The 18,060-nt window shown below is 73.8% G+C and carries 16 protein-coding genes; 10 read left to right on the top strand and 6 right to left on the bottom strand.

Features of this window, described 5'->3' with window-relative positions; all coding sequences use genetic code 11:
- The first annotated feature begins 69 nt into the window (after positions 1-69).
- A complete protein-coding gene (locus AC3RJ8_RS07870; RefSeq protein ID WP_489715346.1) occupies positions 70-831 on the top strand; it encodes an HNH endonuclease family protein in 762 nt (253 codons plus the stop codon).
- Between the two features lie 26 nt (positions 832-857).
- Positions 858-1,151: a hypothetical protein gene (locus AC3RJ8_RS07865; RefSeq protein ID WP_489715345.1), complete on the top strand. Its 294-nt coding sequence runs from the start codon at positions 858-860 to the stop codon at positions 1,149-1,151.
- 9 nt (positions 1,152-1,160) lie between these two features.
- Here the strand turns inward: AC3RJ8_RS07865 and AC3RJ8_RS07860 are convergent, their stop codons facing one another.
- On the bottom strand, positions 1,161-1,394 hold the full coding sequence (locus AC3RJ8_RS07860) for a hypothetical protein (protein WP_489715344.1): 234 nt from the start codon (positions 1,392-1,394) through the stop codon (positions 1,161-1,163).
- A gap of 174 nt (positions 1,395-1,568) precedes the next feature.
- On the opposite strand from AC3RJ8_RS07860, the gene AC3RJ8_RS07855 reads away from it, so the two are divergent.
- Complete coding sequence (locus AC3RJ8_RS07855) at positions 1,569-3,239, top strand: alpha-amylase family protein (RefSeq protein ID WP_489715343.1); 1,671 nt, start codon at positions 1,569-1,571, stop codon at positions 3,237-3,239.
- 10 nt (positions 3,240-3,249) lie between these two features.
- On the opposite strand, the gene zapE is transcribed toward AC3RJ8_RS07855, so the two are convergent.
- Positions 3,250-4,344, bottom strand: coding sequence for a cell division protein ZapE (gene zapE / locus AC3RJ8_RS07850; RefSeq protein WP_489715342.1), 1,095 nt, complete (start codon positions 4,342-4,344; stop codon positions 3,250-3,252).
- Positions 4,345-4,382: 38 nt separating this feature from the next.
- Between zapE and AC3RJ8_RS07845 the strand changes: the two genes are divergently transcribed.
- Together AC3RJ8_RS07845 and AC3RJ8_RS07840 are read left to right on the top strand one after the other, a co-directional pair.
- A complete protein-coding gene (locus AC3RJ8_RS07845) occupies positions 4,383-5,177 on the top strand; it encodes a dihydrofolate reductase family protein (protein WP_489715341.1) in 795 nt (264 codons plus the stop codon).
- Positions 5,178-5,241: 64 nt separating this feature from the next.
- Entirely contained in the window at positions 5,242-5,733 is a 492-nt protein-coding gene (locus tag AC3RJ8_RS07840) for a hypothetical protein (RefSeq protein ID WP_489715340.1), read from the top strand.
- Between the two features lie 24 nt (positions 5,734-5,757).
- On the opposite strand, the gene cuyB is transcribed toward AC3RJ8_RS07840, so the two are convergent.
- The 4 genes from cuyB to gndA are packed head-to-tail and all read right to left on the bottom strand — an operon-like array spanning position 5,758 to position 10,583.
- Positions 5,758-6,492 carry a cysteate racemase gene (gene cuyB / locus AC3RJ8_RS07835; RefSeq protein WP_489715339.1) on the bottom strand — a complete coding sequence of 245 codons (735 nt, stop codon included), beginning with the start codon at positions 6,490-6,492 and terminating at the stop codon, positions 5,758-5,760.
- Entirely contained in the window at positions 6,489-7,796 is a 1,308-nt protein-coding gene (locus AC3RJ8_RS07830) for a carboxylate--amine ligase (protein ID WP_489715338.1), read from the bottom strand. The genes cuyB and AC3RJ8_RS07830 overlap by 4 nt, the downstream gene beginning before the upstream one ends.
- Positions 7,793-9,127 (bottom strand): carboxylate--amine ligase, encoded by a 1,335-nt coding sequence (locus tag AC3RJ8_RS07825; RefSeq protein WP_489715337.1) that lies wholly within the window; start codon positions 9,125-9,127, stop codon positions 7,793-7,795. The genes AC3RJ8_RS07830 and AC3RJ8_RS07825 overlap by 4 nt, the downstream gene beginning before the upstream one ends.
- 7 nt (positions 9,128-9,134) lie before the next feature.
- On the bottom strand, positions 9,135-10,583 hold the full coding sequence (gene gndA / locus AC3RJ8_RS07820) for an NADP-dependent phosphogluconate dehydrogenase (RefSeq protein ID WP_489715336.1): 1,449 nt from the start codon (positions 10,581-10,583) through the stop codon (positions 9,135-9,137).
- A 143-nt stretch (positions 10,584-10,726) separates the two neighbouring features.
- Here gndA and AC3RJ8_RS07815 point away from each other — a divergent pair, with 143 nt between their 5' ends.
- The 5 genes from AC3RJ8_RS07815 to AC3RJ8_RS07795 all read left to right on the top strand — a co-directional run bounded on the left by AC3RJ8_RS07815 (position 10,727) and on the right by AC3RJ8_RS07795 (position 17,992).
- Positions 10,727-11,308, top strand: a complete 582-nt coding sequence (locus AC3RJ8_RS07815; protein ID WP_489715335.1) for a DUF3000 domain-containing protein — start codon at positions 10,727-10,729, stop codon at positions 11,306-11,308.
- Complete coding sequence (locus AC3RJ8_RS07810) at positions 11,305-12,540, top strand: HRDC domain-containing protein (protein ID WP_489715334.1); 1,236 nt, start codon at positions 11,305-11,307, stop codon at positions 12,538-12,540. The genes AC3RJ8_RS07815 and AC3RJ8_RS07810 overlap by 4 nt, the downstream gene beginning before the upstream one ends.
- A 193-nt stretch (positions 12,541-12,733) precedes the next feature.
- A complete protein-coding gene (locus AC3RJ8_RS07805; protein ID WP_407317667.1) occupies positions 12,734-14,005 on the top strand; it encodes a thiolase family protein in 1,272 nt (423 codons plus the stop codon).
- Positions 14,006-14,010: 5 nt separating this feature from the next.
- A complete protein-coding gene (locus AC3RJ8_RS07800; RefSeq protein ID WP_489715333.1) occupies positions 14,011-16,170 on the top strand; it encodes a 3-hydroxyacyl-CoA dehydrogenase NAD-binding domain-containing protein in 2,160 nt (719 codons plus the stop codon).
- Positions 16,171-16,441: 271 nt separating this feature from the next.
- Positions 16,442-17,992 carry an MSMEG_1061 family FMN-dependent PPOX-type flavoprotein gene (locus AC3RJ8_RS07795; RefSeq protein ID WP_489715332.1) on the top strand — a complete coding sequence of 517 codons (1,551 nt, stop codon included), beginning with the start codon at positions 16,442-16,444 and terminating at the stop codon, positions 17,990-17,992.
- The last annotated feature ends 68 nt before the right edge of the window (positions 17,993-18,060 follow it).

Here is an 18,060-nt window from a genome sequence, read left to right as displayed (position 1 = left end):
GCCACACCGCGCGCCCGGAGCGCCGCCGCGCCTGCGACAATCAGGGCGAACCTCACGAAGGAGTCGTCCGTGTCCCGTCCGTCCTCCCGCACGTCCACGCGGGCACGTCGCCGCGTGCCGCTGCTGGTCCTCGCCCTCGCGGTCCTCCTCACAGCCGGTGTCGTGACGATCGGCGATCTCGCCCGCGGCGCCGGAGGTCCGTTCGCCGCCCTGGTGGGCGGCACCGACGTGGCCACCGGCGCACCAGGGTCGGCGCTGGCCGCCGTCGACGACCTCACGGTCAAGGGCCGAGCACCGAAGACCGGCTACGACCGCGACGAGTTCGGGCCCGCGTGGGCCGACGTCGACCGCAACGGGTGCGACACCCGCAACGACGTCCTGGCGCGCGACCTCACCTCGGTGACGTTCGAGACTGGGACGCAGGAGTGCGTCGTGCTGACCGGCTCGCTGGTCGACCCGTACACCGGGTCCGTCATCGACTTCCGGCGCGGTCGGACCACGTCCACGGCGGTGCAGATCGACCACGTCGTCGCCCTGTCGGACGCCTGGCAGAAGGGCGCCCAGGCCCTGGACGAGGAGGCGCGCCGCCAGCTCGCGAACGATCCGTTGAACCTGCTCGCCGTCGACGGCCCCACGAACGGCGCCAAGGGCGACGGCGACACCGCCACCTGGTTGCCACCGAGCACCGACTACCGGTGCGAGTACGTGGCCCGCCAGGTCGCGGTGAAGATCCGCTACGAGCTGTGGGTCACGGGGGCCGAGCGCGACGCCATGCAGCGCGTGCTCACGACGTGCCCGGACGAGCCCCTGCCGGCGGGCTCGCCGTCCTGACGTCCGTGGCGGGTATCCTCGCCGTCGTGGAACCCGACCGTAGCGCCGAGAGCCCGCCGGCCGTGTCCGCCGCCATGCACCGCGCCAAGGTGCGTGCCCGCGCGTCGCACGTGACGGTAGGACAGGCCCGGCACCACGACGACGGGTCCGTCGAGATCGACTGCTCGTGCGGCATGGTCCTGTGCAACGGTCCGCAGTGGTCGTTGGACGAGCACATCCGCCTGCACCGCGCCGAGGCCCGCTACCTGGCGGTCAGCGAGGTGGCCCCGGCGGGCATGCCGAGGCTGATCGAGGTCAGGACCGACCGCCGGCCACGCTGAGGGATCTCCTCAGAGCTCGTCCGGGTCGTCCCAGGAGTGTCCGCTCGAGGCGCCCTCGTGCGCCTGTCGCTCCGACTGGGACAGCGAGGTCGGCGCCTTGGTCGCGTCGCCTCCCAGCCGGGGGTCGCCGTGCGGGTCGGTGAGCGACCGGCGGCGAGGCGCGATCCGAGCCTGCGACGCGATCGACTCGTCGAGGAGGTGCCGGCCCCGTGTCGGGCTGCCCTCCCCCTGTTCTGTGCTCATGTCTCAGGTGTACCAGCGCGACGGTGTCCTCGCTTGCGCTTGGCACACTTTTTTGCACCTTGGAACGAGGCCGGCACGACGCCGTCACGCCATCGCCATCTCGGCCACGGGTGCGGACGCGCCCCGCACCGGACGGTCGCTCCACCCGTGCACCGACGGGGCTAGGGTGTCCGCGTGACCGCCGCCGATCCTCCCGACGAGGCCGCGTTCGCGCCCGGTACCCGCGCACCGCAGGCCCGGACCAGGGAGCGCTGGCCCGGGCGCCTCCCCTTCGTCTGGGCGCCCCGTGCGCACACGGTCGAGGTCGTCCTGCCCTGCGCGGACCGCCCCGCCGACCGACGCGCGATGCGCCTCGTCGGCGCCCACGAGCCCGGCTACTGGCGGGCCGACGACCACCTCCCGCACGGCACGGAGTACGCGTTCTCCATCGACGGCGGCCCCGCCCTGCCCGACCCCTGCAGCACGCTGCTGCCCCACGGCATCCACGGCCCCAGCCAGGTGCTGGACGACGACTTCGCCTGGCACGACGCGGCCTGGCGCGGGGTCGACCTCACGCGCGGCGTCCTGCTGCACCTCGACATCGCCACCGCGACCGCCGACGGGACGCTCGACGCCGCCGTCGAGCTGCTGCCCGCCGTCGCCGCCCTCGGGGTCGACGGTGTCGAGCTCGCACCGATCGCCGCCTTCGACCCCTCGGTCGGGCCCGAGGCCGGTGTGCGGCTCTTCGCCGTGCACGCCCCGTACGGCGGACCCGCCGCGCTGCACCGCCTCGTCGACGCGGCTCACCGCCACGGCCTCGCCGTCGTCCTCGACCTGCCGCACCGCTGGGCCGTCGCCGACACGCTGGGACTGCATGCGTTCGGCCCGTACGCGAGCGGCGCCCGCATCGGACCGCGGTCCGGCGCCTCCCCCGGGCGCGACACGCCGCGGATCAACCTCGACGGCTCAGGCAGCCGGGGTGCCCGCGACTTCCTCGTCGCGGACGCCTGCCGCTGGCTCGCCGACTTCCACGTCGACGGTCTGCTGCTGGACGTCGAGGCACTGGTGGACCGCTCCGCGATGCCGTTCCTCGGCGAGCTCGCCGAGGCGGTCCAGTCCGTCGCCGCCCGGTCCGGTCGACCGCGCACCCTGCTCATGGACGGCCCCGGCCGCAGCGACCGCCTCACCACCGTCGTCGGGGGCATCCTCGCCGGGCGGGACCTGCCCGCCCGGGCGGACGAGCTGCTGGCGATCGCCGACGAGGCCTTCCCGCCCGGAGCGACCGGCAGCCGGGGGCCGGCGGCGTTCCGACGTGCCCACCGGGCGACCGCACGGTCGGCCCCCGTGCTCGTCGGCGACCTCACCCGGCTCCCGGCCGCCGTGCCGGCGCTCCCCTGGTCGGGCACCGCGAGCGAGACCCCACCGCACCTGCCACCGGTGTCCGACGTCGACTCCCGCGCCGCGCTGCTCGCCTTCGCCACGCTGGCCGGAACCCCCCTGGTCCTCGACACCCAGCACGTCCCGGTCGCACGGCACGACGCCCCGGCCGAACGACTCGTCCGGTGGACCACCCGCCTCCTGGCGCTGCGCCCGTCCTCGCTCGCCGACCTCGCGCTCCCGGTCGAGCCGAGCACGGCGGCCGGGCTGCTCGTGGTGCGCCGCGGCGACAGCGCTCTGGTCCTGGCCACGTCCGGCGACGCCGTCGAGGCCGACCTCGCCACGCACCTCGGCGCGGCGGCCGAAGAATGGCGGATCGCGGCGTGCTGGCGTCCCGAGGCGACCCGGCTGCTCGCCGGACGGCTGCACCTGCCGGGCCGGTCCGTCGTCGTGCTGCGTCGCGACGAGGGACAGACCGCCCCGGCCTGAACGCCCCGGCTCAGTCCGCGGCCAGGCGCCGTCCCTCCTGGGCGAGCGCCCCCAGGCGCGACAGCGCGCGGTAGTACTTCTTGCGGTAGCCGCCGGCGAGCATCTCCTCGGTGAACAGCGACCGTTCCGCGGCCCCGTCCACCCCGGCCAGCAGCACGGGGACGTCCCGGTCGTAGAGACGGTCGATCAGCACCACCAGCCGCAGGGCGACCTCCTGGCGCGTCACGGCACGCACGCCGGTGAGCGCCACCAGCTCCACGCCGTCCAGCATCGCCCCGTAGCGGCTGGGGTGCACCGTGGCCAGGTGCGCGAGCAGGTCGGCGAAGTCGTCCAGCACCGCGCCGTCCCGGGCTGCGGCCGCGGCACGGACCGCTTCGGCTGGCAGCGGCTCCGCGTCGGTGACCACCGCACGGTGCCGGTAGTCCTCGCCGTCGACGCGCAGCACCTCGAACCGGTCCGCGAGCGCCTGGATCTCGCGCAGGAAGTCCTCCGCGGCGAACCGGCCCTCCCCCAGCGCGTCGGGCAGCGTGTTGGAGGTGGCGGCCAGGGCCACACCGCGGTCGGCGAGCTCGCGCAGCAGACGAGACATCAGCACCGTGTCGCCCGGGTCGTCGAGCTCGAACTCGTCGATGCAGACGAGCTTGCGCGTCGACAGGGCCTCGACCGTGGGCAGGAAGCCGAGCGCCCCCACCAGGTTCGTGTACTCCACGAAGGTGCCGTACACGGCGCTGCCCGTGCCGGCCGCCGACGTGACCGCGTGCGCCAGCGACGTGAGCAGGTGCGTCTTGCCGACGCCGAACCCCCCGTCCATGTAGACCGCGGGGGCGGGCCGACGACGGCCGAGCAGGGCGCGCAGCCCGGTCGGAGCGGGGGCCGCGATCTCCGCCGCCACCTCCTCCAGGCGTGCGAGGGTCCGGGCCTGGCTGGGGTGCTCGGGGTTCGCGCGGTAGGTGGCGAAGCGAGCCTGGTCGAAGTGCGGCGGGGGGACGAGGTCCGCCAGGAGACGTCCCGGCGGCACCGTCGGCCGCACGGACACGAGCGAGCCCGGGGTGCGGTCGTGGGTGCCCGACGGGGAGGCGGAGGCCGAGGACTGGACTGCGGTCACGGTTCTCCAGCCTACGTGCGCGCCGTACGCTGACCGCTGTGAGTTCAGACACCCCGTCCCTGCGCCTGCTGCTCCCCTCCCCCGAGGACCTCCCGGCGGACCCGGCCGAGCGACGGCTCGTCGAGCTCTGCACGCCGCCCGCGGGCCGCCACGTGCGAGCGAACATGGTCGCGAGCGTCGACGGCGGGGCATGGGGGGAGGACGGCCGGTCCGGGTCCATCAACGACGCCGCCGACTGGCGGGTGTTCCGGGTGCTGCGCGCGCTCGCCGACGTCGTCCTGGTCGGGGCGGGCACCGCACGGGCGGAGGCCTACACCGACCTGGAGCGGCCCCGCGGCCTGGCCACCCTGCGCGACCAGCCCCTGGAGCTCGCGCTGGTCACCCGGACCGGACGCGTGCCCGACACCCTACTGGCCGGCGGTCGCCCGCCGTGGGTCCTCACGGGATCGGCGGGTGCTGCGACGGCGGCGGCAGCCGTCGGCAGGGACCGGGTCCTCGAGGCGGACGACGACGGTGCGGTCGACCTGGCGGCCGGCACGGCCGCGCTGGCGGCACGAGGGTTGTCCCACGTGCTGTGCGAGGGCGGACCGCACCTGCTCGCCGCGATGCTCGCCGCCGACCTCGTCGACGAGCTGTGCCTCACGACCACGCCGCAGCTCGTGGGTCCCGGGCCCGGACGCGTCGTCGCGGGGCTGCCCGACGTCGATGCGCCGGACGGGCCCGCCGGTCCGGCGGGCCACGTCGCCTCCGCGGGGCGGCGCCCGGCGCGGCTGGGCCACCTGCTCGCGGCACCCTCCGGCACCCTCGTGGCGCGCTGGGAGCTGCGAGCGTGAACCGGTCGGCGCGTCCCGGCACCACCGGCAGGCACCCGCACCCGCCGTGCCGTAGGTTGCTGGCATGCCTGACGCACCCTGGACCGTCGTGGTCCTCACCGAAGACGCGCTGACGTCGGCCGACGTCGAGCACATCACCTCCCTGCACACCGGCGACGACGTCGCCTACCGCGTGCTCGTGCCCGCGGACACCGAGCACAACGTGGTGGCCTCCGTGCTGGACCATCTCGGGATGCTCGAGCTGCGCGAGGCGTGGGACGACATCCTCGGCCGCGAACCGAGCCCCGAGCAGGCGACGGCGACCGCGGAGGAGCAGGTCGCCGGGTCGGTGGAGCTGCTGACGGCGCACGGGGCCGCCGCCACGGGCGAGGTCACCGAGGACGACCCGCTGCCCACGCTGCGGCACGCCGTCGCCGAGGGCGGGGACGAGGTCGTGGTCGTGACGTACCCGCACGCCGTCGAGGACACCTTCCACACCGACTGGGCCTCGCGGGCCCGCGAGGAGCTCCACGTGCCGGTGCTGCACCTCTACGCGGGCACCTCCGAGCTCGGCTGAGCCCTCCGGCCGGTCGGGGCGCGGTCAGCGCACGCGGTGCCCCGCGCGGACGATCGTCGCGCGGACGAGCTCGTCCATCGAGTCCAGGAACGGTGGTTCGTCCAGCAGCCCGTGGTCGACGGCCGCCACGGACAGCTCGGTGCAGCCCAGCACCACGACGCCGGCTCCGCGCTCGACCAGCCGTGCGGCCACCGCACGCAGCGCGTCCGGGTCCGCGGGGTGCCCCGCCTTGACCTGGTCGTAGATCACCGCGTTGACCAGGTCCTGGTCCTCGCCGGTCGGCGTGACGACCTCGATGCCGTACGCCGCGAAGGCGTCCGCGTACACCCCCGAGGCGACCGTCCCGGCGGTGGCCAGCAACCCGACCCTCGTCAGGTCCGGGTCGCGCCGACGCGCTGCGGCCACCGTCACGTCGACGATCGACACGAACGGCACGGTGATGGCGTCGAGCACCTGCTGGGTGAAGTAGTGCGCCGTGTTGCACGGCATCACCAGGAAGCTCACGCCGAAGTCCTCGAGGCGACGTGCGTCGCGTGCGAGGACCGGACCCGGGTCGAGCGTCGAGCGGCCCACCACGAAGTCCGTGCGGTCCGGCACCGTGGCGTGGTTCAGCACCACGAGGTCGACGTGCTCCTGGTCGCGATCGGCGTCCGTGAGCTGGACGACCCGTTGCAGGAAGTAGGCCGTGGCGAGCGGACCGACGCCGCCGATCACCCCGACCGGCGGCGACGGCGCCTCCACGGGCTCCGGTCCGGTCACACCGACCCCTTCGACGGACCGTGCCAGGCCAGCCGCCGCGCCTCGGCCAGCGGGTAGTGCCGCGCGTACTTGCGCCACTGGTTGAGCTGGGCGACGCACAGGTAGGCGATGCGGCGCGGGTCGGTCTCGGCCCGGTACCACAGCGGGTTCGTCGAGCGTCCCCGCCAGGCGAGCCGGCGTGCCTCGGCCCGGACGTCGCCGTCGAGCACGTACCGCCGCAGCAGGGCGCCGGGGAGCACCGTGTACAGACGCCGGGCCTCGAGCTCGCCGGTGGCCGAGAGCGGGACGTCGGGGCCGAGGACCGCGCGGGGGTCCGGGTCGAGCCCGAGCACGTGCTCGTGCACCGAGAACTTCACCGCGTGGGCGCCGGCGGCGGCGATGTAGAAGTTCGAGCGGCCGAGCCGGGGGTTCAGCTCGAAGAACACGTACCGGCCGTCGCGCGGGTCGTACTTCAGGTCGAAGTTCGCGAAGCCGGTCCAGCCGACGTGCTCCAGCAGGCGCGTGGCCTGCTCGACCACGTCGGCCTGCGTCTGGGTGATGATGCCGGCCGGGTTGCCGAGCGCCCCCGGCGTGTGCTCCTCGAGCAGCACGTGGCCGAAGGCCGAGAAACGCACCTTGCCGTTCGCGTCCGAGTAGCAGGTCAGGATGCGCATCCCTGAGTCGTCCCCCGGGATGTAGTCCTGGATGACGAACGACCCCACGTACCCCGCGTCGCGCACGCGCGCCAAGAGGTCCAGCAGCTCGGCCCGGGAGTCCACGAGGAAGACCTTCTTCTTCCCGGCGAACTCCACGTCGTGGTAGGCGGCCGTGCTCGCCGCCTTGGCGATGACGGGGAAGGTCAGACCGGAGGTGTCGGGCTCGGCGCCGACGGCGCCCTCCCCCGCGATCTTGTGGATGACCGTCGTCGGGTGCGCGATCCCGAGCTCGGCGCACAGGTCGCCGAAACCCTCCTTGTCGGTGAGCCGCAGGAGCAGCTCCTCGCCGACGTACGGCACCGTGTAGCGGTCCTCGAGCCGGTCGCGGTTCTCCACGAGGGTCCGGACCAGCCAGTCCGCGGAACCCATGACGATCAGGTCGGCGTCGGTGTGCTGGTCCGCGATCGAGCGCAGCCGCGCCACGATCGCGTCGGGCTCGTCGATGCGCGGCTCGGCGACGTGGTGCAGGATCCTGGAGTGGCGCACCAGACCGGTCGACATGCCCGACACGACGACCGGCTTGACGCCGTAGGCCTCGTGGAAGGTCCGTGCCAACGAGTAGGCCCCGATGTCGCCACCGAGGACGACGGGCTGCAGCCGGCGGCTCATCGGTTCCCCCGTCCCGCGGACGGCCGGGCGGCCGTGGCGGCCTGCGCGGCCGCGAAGTTGGCCCGCAAGGCACTGAGCGGGTAGTAGCGGCGGTACTTGCGCACGTGGTTGACCAGCGCGGTCAGCACGTAGAACCGGCGGCGCGGGCTCGCGTCGGCGGCGTACCGCAGCGGGTGCACCGAGCGCCCGGTGCGCATCAGGCCGACGACCCGGGCACGCAGCCCGTCGTCGAGCACGTAGCGACGCAGCAGTCTCTGGGGCACGACGGCGTAGAGCACCTCGCGCCGTGCGGTCACGAGCTCGCGCCGCTGCCCGAGGATCACGTCGTCCACGAGCACCTCGGTCGGGTTCTGCCCGCCCGCGGTGAGGTAGTAGTTGTTCCGGCCGATGCGGGGGTTCTGCTCGAAGAACTTGTAGACGCCGTCACGCGGGTCGAGCTTGACGTCGAAGTTCGCGAAGCCGCGCCAGCCCGTGTGCTCACAGATCCGCTGGGCGGCGTCGAGGATCTCGGTGACCGGCTCGACGATCATCGCCGACGGGTTGCCGCGCGCGGCGGGCGTGCGCTCCTCGAGGAGGACCCTCGCCGAGCAGCGCAGCGTGACCCGCCCCGACGTGTCGGAGTACGTGGTCACCGAGCGCATCTGCGTGTCGTCGCCCGGGATCATCTCCTGCACGAGGAAGCGGCCACGGAAGCCCGCGCCCCGCAGCGACCGCCAGAGCTGGTCGAGCTCCTCGGGCGTGGCGATCTCGTAGATCTTCTTCTTCCCGGCGAACCGCACGTCGTGGTAGTCCGCGCTCGACGCCGGCTTGGCGATGACCGGGTAGTCGAAGGTGACGGGCTCGGGCCGCCAGCCGTCGTCCTCGGCCGTGGCGAAGTCCTGGATCACGGTCTCGGGCGTGGGGATGCCGAGCTCGGTGCACACCGCCGAGAACTCGGCCTTGTCGCAGATCCGGTCGATGAGGTCGACGTCGGCGTAGGGCAGCACGAAACCCGCGGTCTCGAGGACCGTGCGGTGGTGAGCGAGGATGCGCACCACCCAGTCCATGTTGGACTGCAGCAGCAGGGGCTCACGGTGCCCGGCGGCCCGCCGTCCGGTCGCCACCTGCTCCAGGGTCGCGACGATCTCGGCGGGCGCGGTGCCGGACAGCACCGTGTCGATGAGCTGCGAGTGCGCGATGGGTCCTGGTTCGGCGAAGGCCACCACCGTGGTGCGCAACCCGTACTGCTCGTGGAAGGAACGGGCCAGGCCGTACACACCGATGTCCGACCCGACGATCACGGGGTGGAACCCGGGGCCGGCGGCCCCGGGTCCCGCGGGGGAGCTGGTCACGAGAGTGTCAGCCCTCCGTCTCGGTACGGTCGGCGGACCACTGGGTGTGGAAGGTGCCCTCGCGGTCGGTGCGACGGTAGGTGTGCGCACCGAAGAAGTCGCGCTGCGCCTGGATCAGCGCGGCCGGCAGGCGCTCGGCGCGGACGCCGTCGTAGTAGGCCAGCGAGGAGCTGAACGCCGGCGTCGGCACACCGTTCTGCGCGGCCCCCGCGACGACGCGGCGCCACGCCGCGAGGCCGTTGCCGACGGCGTTCGTGAAGTACTCGTCGGCGAGCAGCAGCGGCAGGTTCTCGTCGCGCTCGTACGCCTCGGTGATGCGGTTGAGGAACCGGGCGCGGATGATGCAGCCGCCGCGCCAGATGCGGGCCATCGCACCGCGGTCGATGTCCCAGCCGTTCTCCGCGGAGGCGGCCGCGATCTGGTCGAAGCCCTGGGAGTAGGCGACGACCTTCGAGGCGTAGAGGGCCAGGCGCACGTCCTCCACGAACCGGGCACGGGAGGCGTCGTCCGCGCCGACCTCCCAGTCCTGGGTGTGCGCCGGCAGCGCGGCACGGCCCGCCTCGCGCTGCGGCACGGAGCCGGACAGGGCCCGGGCGAACGTCGCCTCGGCGATGCCGGTGATGGGCACGCCGAGGTCCAGACCGTTCTGCACGGTCCAGCGGCCGGTGCCCTTCTGCTCGGCCTGGTCCAGCACGATGTCCACGAACGCCGAGCCGGTCTCGGCGTCGACGTGCTGCAGGACGTCGGCCGTGATCTCGATGAGGAACGACTCGAGGTCGCCGGAGTTCCAGTCGGCGAAGATCTGGCCGATCTCCGCGGCCGACGCGCCCAGTCCCTGCTTGAGCAGGTCGTACGCCTCGGCGATGAGCTGCATGTCGGCGTACTCGATGCCGTTGTGCACCATCTTGACGAAGTGGCCGGCGCCGTTCGGCCCCACGTAGGTGCAGCACGGCGTGCCGTCGACCTTCGCGGAGATCGCCTCGAGGATCGGCCCGAGCGACTCGTAGGACTCGCGGGTGCCGCCCGGCATGATGGACGGGCCGAGGAGCGCGCCCTCCTCGCCTCCCGAGACGCCGGTCCCCACGAAGTGCAGGCCGCGGGCGCTCAGCGCCTCCTCGCGGCGGATCGTGTCCGGGAAGTGCGCGTTGCCGGCGTCGACGACGATGTCGCCCTCCTCCAGCAGCGGCAGCAGCTCGTCGATGACGGCGTCGGTCGCGGCGCCCGCCTTGACCATGATGACGACCTTGCGCGGCCGCTCGAGCGAGGCGACGAAGTCCGCCATCGACTCGGACGGCACGAAGTCGCCCTCGTGACCCGCTTCCTCGACCAGCGACTGCGTCTTGCCGTAGCTGCGGTTGTGCAGGGCCACGGTGTAGCCGTGGCGGGCGAAGTTGCGCGCGAGGTTGCGACCCATCACCGCGAGTCCGGTGACGCCGATCTGGGCACGTGCTGTCATCGATTCCTGCTTCCTCGTGAAGATCGTGTCCGGGCGTCTCGTCGTGGTCCACCCGGGAGGCCGCGAACAGCCTAGTCGCCCGCGTCGTGCGACACGCCCACGCGCCGGGATCCGGACACCGGCGGGCGTCGTACGGTGTCCGGGTGAGCGGATCCCAGCATGACGTGCCGGAGCGGTTCGCGGCCGCCCTGTCCTCGCTGCGCGGGCGTCGCCTGCGTCCGGAGGTCCGGCTGGTGGAGATCCCCGGCCCGCAGCGCGTGGCACCGTTCTCGCTGGCGCTGGAGGGCGAGGTCCACCTGGACGACGTCGAGATCGCCACGGGCAGGTTCGTGGGCCTGCACGACCCGGACGGCCAGGAGGCGTGGCGCGGCGACTTCCGCGTCGTGACGCTCGTGCGCACGCGCCTGGAGGTCGAGCTCGCCACCGAGGAGATGCTCGGCGACGTCGCGTGGACGTGGGTGACGGAGAACCTGGAGGAAGCCGGCGTGGGGGCTGTCGCGGCCGGTGGCACCGTCACGCGGGTGCTCTCGCAGAGCTACGGCGAGCTCGGGGGCACGCCGCCCGCCGTCGACCTGGAGATCCGGGCGTCGTGGACCCCGACCGACACCGACCTCGGGGCGCACCTGGAGGTCTGGGCGGACCTCATGTCGACCGCCGGGGGCCTGCCCCCGCTGCCGGACGGCGTGACCGCGCTCGACGTGCGGCGCCGTACGGTAGGTCCATGAGCGCCGCCCTCCCCGCCGATGCCGCCGACGACGTCGAGATCGCCCCGCTGACCGAACCGTCCGACGGCGTCGGCCCGGTGGTGGACACCCCGGCGGCGTTCGCACGGGTCGTGTCGGCGTTCGCCGCCGGCACCGGGCCCGTGGCCGCCGACGCGGAGCGGGCGTCGGGCTACCGGTACGGCCAGGCCACCTACCTGGTGCAGGTGCGTCGCGCGGGTGCGGGCACGGCGCTCGTCGACCCGGTCCCGCTGCCGGACCTGTCGGCGCTCAGCGAGGTCGCGGGCGACGCCGAGTGGGTGCTGCACGCCGCGTCGCAGGACCTGCCGGGGTTCACCGAGCACGGGCTGCGCCCGGCACGTCTCTTCGACACCGAGCTCGCCGCACGCCTGCTCGGGATGCCGCGCGTGGGCCTGGCCGCGGTCGTGGCGGACACCCTCGGGCTGGGCCTGGCCAAGGAGCACTCCGCGGTCGACTGGTCGACGCGCCCGCTGCCCGAGGACTGGCTGCGGTACGCGGCGCTCGACGTCGAGGTGCTGGTGGACGTGCGCGACGTGCTCGCCACCCGCCTGGACGAGGCGGGCAAGAGCGAGTGGGCGGCCCAGGAGTTCGAGCACGTGCGCACCCTGCCTCCCCCGCCCCCGCGGGTGGAGCCCTGGCGGCGCACATCGGGCACGCACACGGTCAAGGGGCGGCGCCGGCTCGCCGTCGTGCGCAGCCTCTGGGAGGCGCGCGAGGCGAACGCCCGCCAGCGGGACGTCTCGCCCGGCCGTGTCCTGCCGGACCGGGCGATCGTCGCGGCGGCGAAGGCGCTGCCGCGCACCGTGCCCCAGCTCGTGGCCCTGCCGGAGTTCGCGACCAAGGGGGCCCGACGCCGCGCGCCGGCCTGGCAGCAGGCGATCGACGCGGCGCTGGCCCTCGACGAGGACGCGCTGCCCACGACGCGGGGCCCACGGACCGACGCCCCGCCGCCGCCACGCGCCTGGGCCGATCGAGACCCGGTCGCAGCGCGGCGCCTGGACGCGGCCCGCGACGTCGTCGCAGAGCTCTCCCGGCAGCACACCGTGCCGGCCGAGAACCTGGTGCAGCCGGACGCCCTGCGCCGCCTGTGCTGGACGCCGCCCGAGCCGGCCGGGGCGACCGAGATCGCGGGCTTCCTGCGTGACCGGCGGGCGCGGGAGTGGCAGATCGAGCTACTCGCCCCCCGGCTGGCGGCCGTGTTCGCCGCCGTGTGACCTGCCGTGTGACACCACCCTCGGACGACTCGGCACACACAGCGCGACGGTCCTGAGACCCGGTCTCAGATGGTCTATGCTCTTCCTGGTACTCGCGGTAGCGTGTACCCGAGCCCCGGGTGATCCTCCGGAGGCTCCGAGCGACGATGCTCCCGGCACCGTCGGACCGACCACCGCAACGGACGGAGCTGCCATGACCGTGGCCCCCCAGGCCCCCGGCACGACCCGCGACCCAGCCCGACGCGCCCTGCGCGACGTGGTCTTCGTCGAGGGGGTGCGCACCCCCTTCGGCAAGGCCCGTCCCGACGGCCTCCTCGCCGAGACGCGTGCCGACGACCTCGTCGTCAAGGCCCTGCGTGAGCTGCTGCGCCGCCACCCCGGGCTCCCCCTCGACCGCATCGACGAGGTCGCCGTCGCCGCCACCACCCAGCAGGGCGACCAGGGCCTGACCCTCGGCCGCACCGTGGGGCTGCTCGCCGGGCTGCCGTCCTCGGTGCCCGGCTACGCGATCGACCGCATGTGCGCGGGCGCCATGACCGCGGTGACGACGACGGCGTCGAGCATCGCCGTCGGCGCCTCCGACGTCGTGGTGGCCGGCGGGGTCGAGCACATGGGCCGCCACCCCATGGGGCTCGACGCCGATCCCAACCCGCGGTTCATGTCCGAGAAGCTCGTCGACCCGGAGGCGCTCAACATGGGCGTCACGGCCGAGAACCTGCACGACAAGTTCCCGCACCTGACCAAGGAGCGGGCCGACGCGTACGCGGTCGACACCCAGGCCAAGTACGCCAAGGCGCTGGCGAACGGCGACATCGGGCCGGAGATCGTGCCCGTCGCCGTCCGCTCGGCCGAGCAGGGCTGGGGGCTGGCCACCGCCGACGAGCTCCCCCGGCCGGAGACCACCATGGAGGGCATCGCCGACCTCAAGACGCCGTTCCGCCCCGGCGGACGGGTCACGCCGGCCACCTCCTCTCCGCTCACCGACGGCGCCACCGTGTCCCTCCTCGCCGCCGGCGAGACCGCCGACGAGCTCGGCCTGCCGGCCGCCATGCGCCTCGTCTCCTCCGCGTTCGCGGGTGTCCCGGCCGAGATCATGGGCTACGGCCCGGTGCCGGCCACCGACAAGGCGCTCGCCCTGGCCGGCCTGACCATCGACGACATCGGCCTGTTCGAGATCAACGAGGCCTTCGCGGTGCAGGTGCTGAGCTTCCTGGACCACTACGGCATCGCCGACGACGACGAGCGCGTCAACCGCTACGGCGGCGCGATCGCCGTGGGCCACCCGCTGGCCAGCTCGGGCGTCCGGCTGATGATCCAGCTCGCCCGGCAGTTCGCCCAGCACCCCGAGGTCCGCTACGGCATCACCACGATGTGCGTCGGGCTCGGCCAGGGCGGCACCGTCGTCTGGGAGAACCCCCACCACGCCGACTACTCGGGCCATGTCCCGGCCACCACGGAGGTCTGAGCACGATGACCGAGAACACCACCGAGGCCACCCGCGACCAGCGCCGCGCCGAGCGCGTCACCCACACGCTCGTCCGCGATGTCAGGCTGCCCGACGGCGGCGGCACGCTCGCGCTCGTCACCCTCGACAACGGCCTGGACCACACCAAGCCCAGCACCCTCGGAGCGGAGGGGCTCGCCGAGCTGACCGCGGCGCTCACCTCGCTGCAGCAGCGCGCTGCCGCCGGTGAGATCGTCGCCGTCGCCGTCACCGGCAAGCCCTACTTCCTCGCCGCCGGCGCCGACCTGCTGGGCGTCAGCGCGGTGACGTCCCACGAGCAGGCCCTCGAGCTCGGCCGGGCGGGCCACGACGCCTACGAGCTGCTCCACACCATGGGCGTGCCGACGTTCGCCTTCGTCAACGGCCTCGCCCTCGGCGGCGGCCTCGAGGTCGCGCTCAACTGCGACTACCGCACCGTGGCGTCCGACGCCGCGGCGCTCGGCCTGCCCGAGACCGGTCTGGGACTCGTGCCCGGCTGGGGCGGCGCCTACCTCGTCCCCCGCCTGGTCGGCATCGAGAAGGCCGTCGACGTGGTCCTCTCCCGGCCGGCCGCCAACAAGCCCTTCAAGCCCGCCGAGGCCCTGGAGATCGGGCTGGTCGACGAGCTGTTCGAGGCCGCCGACTTCCTCGAGCGGTCCATCGACTGGGCCGCCCGCGTGCTGCGCGGCGAGGTGACCCCCACCCGCCGCGAGCTCGACCCGCAGCCCGTCTGGGACGCCGTCGTGCAGGGCACCCGCCAGAGTCTCGACGCCACGATCGCGGCGTCCCGGCCCGCCCCCTACCGGGCCCTCGAGCTCCTGGCGGGCGCACGGAACGCCTCGCGGGCCGAGGCGTTCGCCGCCGAGGACCAGGCGCTGGCCGACCTCATCATGTCCGACGAGATGCGGGCGAGCGTCTACGCGTTCCAGCTCACGTCGGCCGGCAAGAAGCCGAAGGGCGCCCCGGACAAGTCCCTGGCGAAGCCGGTGACGCGCGTCGGCATCGTGGGCGCGGGGCTGATGGCCGCCCAGATCGCCCTGCTCGTCTCCCAGCGCCTCGGCGTGCCCGTCGTCATGCGCGACCTGGACACCGAGCGCGTCGAGAAGGGCCTCGGGTACGTGCGCTCGACGGTGGAGAAGCTGGTGGGCCGCGGGCGGATGAAGCCCGAGGTCGGGATGCGGATCGTCGCCAGCGTGTCCGGTACCACCGAGATCGACGACCTCGCCTCCTGCGACGTCGTCATCGAGGCGGTCACCGAGGTCATGAGCCTCAAGAAGAAGGTCTTCGCCGAGCTGGAGGGGATCGTCGGCGAGGACACGGTCCTCGCGACCAACACCTCCGCCCTGTCGGTCACCGAGATGGCGTCCGACCTGCGCCACCCCGAGCGGGTCGTCGGCATCCACTTCTTCAACCCGGTGGCCCAGATGCCGCTCGTCGAGGTCGTCCGGGCCGAGCGCACCTCGGACGAGGCCCTGGCGACGGCGTTCGCCATCACCAAGAAGCTGCGCAAGACCGCCGTGCTCGTCGCGGACCGCCCCGGCTTCGTCGTGAACCGACTCCTCGTGCTGGTCATGGGCAAGGTCGTGGAGGCCGTCGAGAACGGCACGTCGGTCGAGGTCGCGGACACCGCGCTCGCCCCCCTCGGCTTCCCGATGCCCACCTTCGAGCTGTTCGACCTCGTCGGCCCCGCCGTCGGGCTGCACGTCCTGACCTCGCTGCGCGAGGACCTGGGCGACCGGTTCCCCCGCTCGGCCGGCCTGGAGAAGATCGTCGCCGACGGCACGCGCGTCGTGCTCGACCGGCCCGGACGGGGCCTCCCGCAGCCGGTCGACCCTGCGATCCAGTCGGTGTTCGGCGAGGCGCTGCCCGCCGGGACCGAGGGCCGTGCGGGCACGCCGGTGCTGGACGCCGCCGGGGTGCTGGACTCGGTGCTCACCGCGCTGACCGTCGAGATCGGTCACATGCTCGACGAGAACGTCGTCGCGGACCCGTCGCAGATCGACCTCTGCATGATCCTCGGCGCCGGGTGGGGCTTCCACACCGGCGGCATCACGCCGTACCTCGACCGCACGGGGTACAGCGAGCGGGTGCTCGGCCGCCGGCTGCTGCCGGACGGCGTCGCGAACGTTCCCGGAGCCGTCGCCTGAGCCGGAGACGCAGTGAAGGGTGAGGGCCGAGGCACGAGGCACTCGCCCGGAGCGCAGTCGCAGGCTCGGGCGACAGAACGTGCCGCCTGAGCCGGAGACGCAGTGAAGGGTGAGGGCCGAGGCACGAGGCACTCGCCCGGAGCGCAGTCGCAGGCTCGGGCGACAGAACGTGTCGCCTGAGCCGGAGACTGACCCGAGAGCACGCACGGTGGCCGGTCCCACGTCGGGGCCGGCCACCGGCGTCTGCGCGTGGCCGGAAAGTCTGACCGGCGTGAGCAGCCACGGAGGGACCCCGGTCACGACCGTCGAAGAGCTCGAGCAGCACGTCGGGGTCCCGATCCCTCGCGTGCGCGACAAGGTGGACGACCGGCTGCGGGAGGACCACCGGCGCTGGCTCGCGCAGAGCCCCCTGTGCTTCGTCGCCACGGCCGACGCCGACGGGCGCGCCGACGTCTCGCCCAAGGGCGACCCGGCCGGGTTCGTGCACGTGCTCGACGACGTCACGATCGCCGTCCCGGACAGGCCCGGCAACAAGCGTGTCGACGGGTTCCGCAACGTGCTCGTCAACCCGGAGGTCGCACTGGTCTTCGTCGTGCCGGGTCGCGGCGACACGTTGCGTGTCAACGGCACCGCCCGGCTGCTGCGCGACGTGCCCTACGCCGAGCGGATGCAGGTCAAGGGGCATGTCCCGTCGCTGGTGCTGGAGGTGAGCGTCCGCGAGGTGTTCATGCACTGCGCCAAGGCGTTCCTCCGCTCGCGCACGTGGGGACCCGGAGTCGTGGGCGCCGGACGCCGTCCCGCGGCGGGCCGTCCTCGCCCACCGGCTCGAGGCGCCCGAGGTCCCGCTGGCCACGCTCGACGAGCACTACGGTCCGGCGTACGCCGAGCGTCTGTACGGCTGACGCGTCCGGCGGCAGGTCGGGCCGGGTCTGGCACCGGCCGGAGGCTCGGGAGTATGGTCGGAGGCAGGCGGCGCGTTCCGCCTCACCCTCGGACCGGCGCTCGCGCCGTCGGGACCGCCTCGGCGGTGAGGGCAAAGGGGACCTCGAGTGCTCGACGCGTCGCACAGGACGTCCGTGTTCCGGTGCGGCACCGGTGGGCGCGAGGCGCAGGTGGCGCACCCGTGAGCACAGGAGTCCTCATGACCACCCAGGAATCGTTCAAGCGTCGCGTCCGCGAGCGCATGGTCCGCACCGGCGAGCGCTACGCCGCCGCCCGACGCCACCTGCTGTCCTCCCCCGCCTCGGAGGCGAGCGGCTGGGTCAGCGCACCCGAGCTGTCCGACGAGCGCGTCCGCGAGGCCACCGGCCTCGGCTGGGACGCGTGGGTCGCCCGCATCGACGCCGGTCCCGGCCGCTCGGCGTCGCACCCCGACATCGTCGCGTGGGTGACCGAGCGTGCCGACTTCTCCGGCTGGTGGGTGCAGACGGTGACGGTCGGCTACGAGCGCATCACCGGGATCCGGCTGCCGGGTCAGATGCCGGACGGCACGTTCACCGTCAGCCGCTCGAAGCTGCTCGGCGCCGACCGCGCGACGGTCCGCGCCCGGCTCCTGGAGGACGGCGGCCCGGACACGCTGGTCCCGGGGCTCACCCTCGCGCCACGATCTCGGCCGGGCGTGAAGCGGCCGCGGTTCGCGCTCACGGAGAGCGGCCCGGACGGCGACCTGGACCACGGTGTCCTCCTGCTGTCGACGGACGCCGTCGACGACCGTTGCCGGCTGACGGTCACGCACGAGAAGATCGCCTCCCCGGCCGAGGCCGAGCAGTGGAAGAAGTTCTGGGCCGAGTGGCTGAGCACGCTGGCCGAGGCGGCGAGCTAGGAGTCTCCGCTCCCGCCTGGACTGATGAGGTCCGGAGTATTCGCGTGTGCTCCGGGCCCCGTCGCCCT

It is taken from the genome of Isoptericola sp. MSGPD8_1_ISO-PGPR-S23-394, from assembly GCF_058072785.1.
Note: the sequence above shows the minus strand (reverse complement) of the source record. Positions and strands in the feature narration are given on the sequence as shown.

What these genes read in the sequence shown, in the direction of transcription:
- AC3RJ8_RS07860 (WP_489715344.1), bottom strand. Translation starts at nt 1,394, where the DNA reads ATGAGCACAGAACAGGGGGAGGGCAGCCCGACACGGGGCCGGCACCTC.
- AC3RJ8_RS07840 (WP_489715340.1), top strand. Translation starts at nt 5,242, where the DNA reads ATGCCTGACGCACCCTGGACCGTCGTGGTCCTCACCGAAGACGCGCTG.
- AC3RJ8_RS07830 (WP_489715338.1), bottom strand. Translation starts at nt 7,796, where the DNA reads ATGAGCCGCCGGCTGCAGCCCGTCGTCCTCGGTGGCGACATCGGGGCC.
- gndA (WP_489715336.1), bottom strand. Translation starts at nt 10,583, where the DNA reads ATGACAGCACGTGCCCAGATCGGCGTCACCGGACTCGCGGTGATGGGT.
- AC3RJ8_RS07810 (WP_489715334.1), top strand. Translation starts at nt 11,305, where the DNA reads ATGAGCGCCGCCCTCCCCGCCGATGCCGCCGACGACGTCGAGATCGCC.
- AC3RJ8_RS07805 (WP_407317667.1), top strand. Translation starts at nt 12,734, where the DNA reads ATGACCGTGGCCCCCCAGGCCCCCGGCACGACCCGCGACCCAGCCCGA.
- AC3RJ8_RS07800 (WP_489715333.1), top strand. Translation starts at nt 14,011, where the DNA reads ATGACCGAGAACACCACCGAGGCCACCCGCGACCAGCGCCGCGCCGAG.